This window comes from Streptomyces sp. SID14478, assembly GCF_010548525.1.
Taxonomy (GTDB): Bacteria; Actinomycetota; Actinomycetes; order Streptomycetales; family Streptomycetaceae; genus Streptomyces.
In genome coordinates this window covers 1-4,273 of the sequence record NZ_JAAGMG010001352.1, presented here as the reverse complement: position 1 = coordinate 4,273, position 4,273 = coordinate 1, and the positions used below count along the sequence as shown (strand labels likewise).

General features: G+C 73.5%; 3 protein-coding genes and 1 pseudogene. All 4 read left to right on the top strand.

The genetic code is table 11. The features are described from left to right. A partial coding sequence (locus G3I40_RS43215; RefSeq protein ID WP_164560268.1) for a tetratricopeptide repeat protein occupies positions 1-919 on the top strand: 919 nt, incomplete at its 5' end. A gap of 31 nt (positions 920-950) precedes the next feature. Beyond that, a complete protein-coding gene (locus G3I40_RS43210) occupies positions 951-2,258 on the top strand; it encodes a PP2C family serine/threonine-protein phosphatase (RefSeq protein ID WP_239092289.1) in 1,308 nt (435 codons plus the stop codon). Positions 2,259-2,324: 66 nt separating this feature from the next. Then, positions 2,325-3,668: a VWA domain-containing protein gene (locus G3I40_RS43205; protein WP_164560266.1), complete on the top strand. Its 1,344-nt coding sequence runs from the start codon at positions 2,325-2,327 to the stop codon at positions 3,666-3,668. A 91-nt stretch (positions 3,669-3,759) separates the two neighbouring features. Next, positions 3,760-4,273 (top strand): annotated as a pseudogene (locus G3I40_RS43200) (FHA domain-containing protein); the annotation flags it as partial.

Here is a 4,273-nt window from a genome sequence, read left to right as displayed (position 1 = left end):
GCTCGCGCTGCCGGTGCCCCGGGTCGACCCGGGCGACCCGAACGCGGGGTTCCTCGCGGGCCTGATGGCGTCGGCCCCGGCGGAGCTGATCTCGGCGCTGCACGCGGCGCCCACCGGCTCCCCCGAGCTGCGCCTGCGCGAACTGCGGGCCCGCCTGGAGATGGGCGAACTGGACGCGGCGGCACAGGGGTTGGTGGCGCTCGAGGCCGACCACCCGGACGACTGGCGGGTGGTCTGGTACCGGGGCGTGGTCGCGCTCGCGACCGGCGACCACGAGAGCGCGGCGCTGTCGTTCGACGCGATCTACGACGCGTTCCCCGGCGAGCCCGCCCCGAAGCTGGCGCTCGGCGTCTGCGCGGAAGTGCTCGGCCAGTTGGACAACGCGGCGGAGTACTACCGCCTCGTGTGGGCGACCGACCCCAGCTATGTCAGCTCGGCGTTCGGCCTGGCCCGCGTACAGCTGGCGGCCGGCGACCGGGTCGGCGCGGTGCGCACCCTGGAGTCGGTCCCGGAGTCGTCCATCCACTACACGGCGGCCCGCGTCGCCTCGGTCCGGGCGCGCCTTCGCGGACGTATGACCGAAGGTGTCAACGGCGACCCGCTGCTGAACGACCTGACGGCGGCGGCCGGGCAGGTCGAGGCGCTCGACTCGTTCGGCCTGGACGCGGTGCGCCGCGAGCAGTTGTCGACCGAGGTCCTCGGCACGGCGCTGGACTGGGTACTCTCCGGTAGGCAGGGTTCCGGACCGCCGCAGGGCCCCAAGCACGCGGTGGTGCTCGGCAGCGAGCTGGACGAGCGCGGCCTGCGCCTCGGCCTGGAGCGCTCGTACCGGACCCTTGCCCGGCTCGCTCAGCGGGGCGAGGAGAGGATCGAACTGGTGGAGCGGGCCAACCGCTACCGCCCCCGGACGTGGGTGTGAGTTGATGTCGCAGACGCACCAGCCGACCGCTATGTCAGTGTGTCCCAGTTGCGAGGAGCCGCTCGACGACGGCGACCGCTTCTGCGGGGCATGCGGATACGACCTGTCGTCCGTGCCGGCCGTGCCGGACGACCAGCCGGCGCCGGCCGTCGCCTCCCCCGAGGCGGAGCCGACGGCGGCGCAGGCCCCCGAGGTGGACTGGCCACAGGCCCCCGAGCCCGACAGCTCGGGCCTGCCCGCGCCGGTGCACCTGCCGACGGACCTGGAGGGCACGGACTCCGGCGGGACCGAACTGCCGGCCGCCGTACGGTTCGACGCCCCTGCCCCGGCCGCGGAGAGCAGCGACTTCGAGCTGGCCGCGCCCGATCCGCGCACGGCCACGCCCGAGGAGCTGGAGGCGGCGGCCACGACGCCGCCGGCCGGCACCAAGCTGTGCGTGGCCTGCCGCGCCGGCCAGGTCGACGCCGACGGGTACTGCGAGAACTGCGGGCACGCCCAGCCGCGGGAACGCGACCACATGGAGCAGGAGTTGGACGCGGTCGCCGCGGTCAGCGACCGCGGTCTGCGCCACCACCGCAACGAGGACGCGTTCGCGATCTCCTCGGCCGCGCTGCCCGACGGCTTCCCGGCGGTCGTCGCCGTCGTCTGCGACGGGGTGTCCTCGGCGACCCGTCCCGACGACGCGTCGCTGGCCGCCTCCCGCGCCGCCAACGAGTCACTGCACGAGTCCCTGCCGCGCGGCACGCACCCGCAGCAGGCCATGCACGAGGCGATCGTCGCGGCGGCCGAGTCGGTCAACGCGCTGGCGCAGGAGCCGGAGACGGCCCGCGAGCACCAGCCGCACCAGAACGCGCCGGCGTGCACCTTCGTCGGCTCCGTGATCACGCGCGAGCTGCTGATCATCGGCTGGGTCGGCGACTCGCGCGCCTACTGGGTGCCCGACGACCGCAGCGCACCGGCGGCCCGGCTCACCGAGGACGACTCGTGGGCCGCGCAGATGGTGGCCGCGGGCCTGATGAACGAGCAGGAGGCGTACGCCGACGAGCGGGCCCACGCGATCACCGGCTGGCTCGGCGCGGACGCGTACGAGCTGGAGCCGCACACCGCGTCCTTCAAGCCGGACCGCCCCGGGGTGGTCGTGGTCTGCACCGACGGGCTGTGGAACTACGCGGAGGGCGCGCAGGAGATGGCCCGGATCGTCCCGGCCGACGCCGCCGCACGTCCGCTGCACAGCGCCCAGGTGCTCGTCGGTCACGCCCTGGACGGCGGGGGCCACGACAACGTAACAGTGGCGGTGCTGCCGTTCCCCGTCCCGCAGCAGGGGGCAGGATCGGCCTAGGCCGCACGCGGCCGGACCGTCTCAACAGGTAGTGCAAATGGTCTTGTTCAGGGGGGACTTGTCACCATGGCCAACTTCTCGAAGTCGAGCGTCCCGCAGTTCTCGGTCGAGGTCTACCAGAACGAGTTCTTGCCCGAGGGCGGCCGCGAGGTCAACGCGATCGTGACCGTGACGTCCACCGGCGGCGGCACGGTGGGCGGTGCGGTCGCGGCCCCGCACCTGTTCCACGCCGGGGGCGGTCCGGACGCCGCGGTGGCGCTGATGGTCGACTGCTCCGGCTCGATGGACTACCCGCCGACGAAGATGCGGGGAGCACGGGAGGCCTCGGCCGCCGCGATCGACGCGCTGCGCGACGGCGTGCACTTCGCGGTGATCGGGGGCACGCACGTCGCCACGGAGATCTATCCGGGCGCGGGCCGGCTCGCCGTCGCCGACGCCGGCACCCGCGAGCAGGCCAAGCAGGCGCTGCGCAAGCTGTCCGCGGGCGGCGGCACCGCGATCGGCACCTGGCTGCGCCTGGCCGACCGGCTGCTGTCCACCGCCGAGGTGGGCATACGCCACGGCATCCTGCTCACCGACGGGCGCAACGAGCACGAGTCCCCGGAGGACCTGCGGGCGACGCTGGACGCCTGCGCCGGACGCTTCACCTGCGACGCCCGCGGCGTCGGTACGGACTGGGAGGTGAAGGAGGTCACAGGCGTCGCCTCGGCGCTGCTGGGCACCGCCGACATCGTCGCCGACCCGGCGCACCTGGCGGCCGACTTCACGCAGATGATGGAGACGGCGATGGGCAAGGAGGTCGCGGACGTGGCGCTGCGGCTGTGGACCCCGCTCGGCTCCGAGATCAAGTTCGTCAAGCAAGTGGCGCCCACCGTCGAGGAGTTGACCGAGCGGCGCACCGAGACGGGCCCGCGCGCGGGCGACTACCCGACCGGTTCGTGGGGCGACGAGTCCCGCGACTACCACGTGTGCGTCCAGGTCCCGCAGGCCGACCTCGGCCAGGAGATGCTGGCCGCCCGCGTCTCCCTGGTGATCCCGCAGCCGGACGGTTCGGCCCAGACGCTGTCGCAGGGCCTCGTGCGCGCGGTGTGGACGGACGACATGGCGGCGTCCACGTCGATCAACCCGCAGGTCGCGCACTACACGGGCCAGGCCGAACTGGCGCAGGTCATCCAGCAGGGCCTGGACGCGCGCAAGGCGGGCGACGCGGACGGGGCGACGGCGAAGCTCGGCCGTGCGGTGCAGCTCGCGGCGCTCTCGGGAAACGCGGATACGGCGAAACTGCTTTCGAAGGTGGTGGACGTGGTCGATGCCGCGGAAGGTACTGTTCGATTGAAGGCGAAGGTCGCGGAGGCCGACGAGATGACTCTCGAAACCCGGTCCACCAAGACGGTTCGCGTGAAGAAGTAGCAGCTCAGACTCAGTGACAGCGCAAGATCAGCAACAGCTCAGACTGACGTACGGATACGAGTACGTGCGAAGGAGAGGGGGAAGCGCCGACATGCCGACCTGCCCGAACGGACACCAGTCGGGTTCCGACGACTGGTGCGAGGTCTGCGGTCACCGCATGGCCGGTGCCGTGCCCCCGCCCCCGCCGCCGCCCCCGGCCGCCGGTTACGGATACCCGCAGCAGCAGCCGCCCGCGCCGCAGGGCAGGGGCGGAGCGCCCGAGCTGTGCCCGCAGTGCCGCACCCCGCGCGAGGGCGGCGCCCCGTTCTGCGAGGAGTGCCGCTGGAACTTCCTCACGAACACGGCGACGTCGTACACCCCGGCGGCCCCCAACCCGCCGCTGCCCGGCGGTCCCGGTGGCCCCGGCGGTCCGCAGGGCCCGAACCCGGCGCTCCGCTTCCAGCAGCAGCCGCCGCAGAACCAGGACCCGTACGAGTACCAGGGCTCGCGCCCCTCGCAGATGAACCGGCCGGCCGAGCCGATCCCGCCGAACCCGTTCGGCAGCGAGCCGTCGGGTCCGGCCCCGTTCCCGCCGTCCGGGCCCAACGGGACGGGCGGCGGTGTCC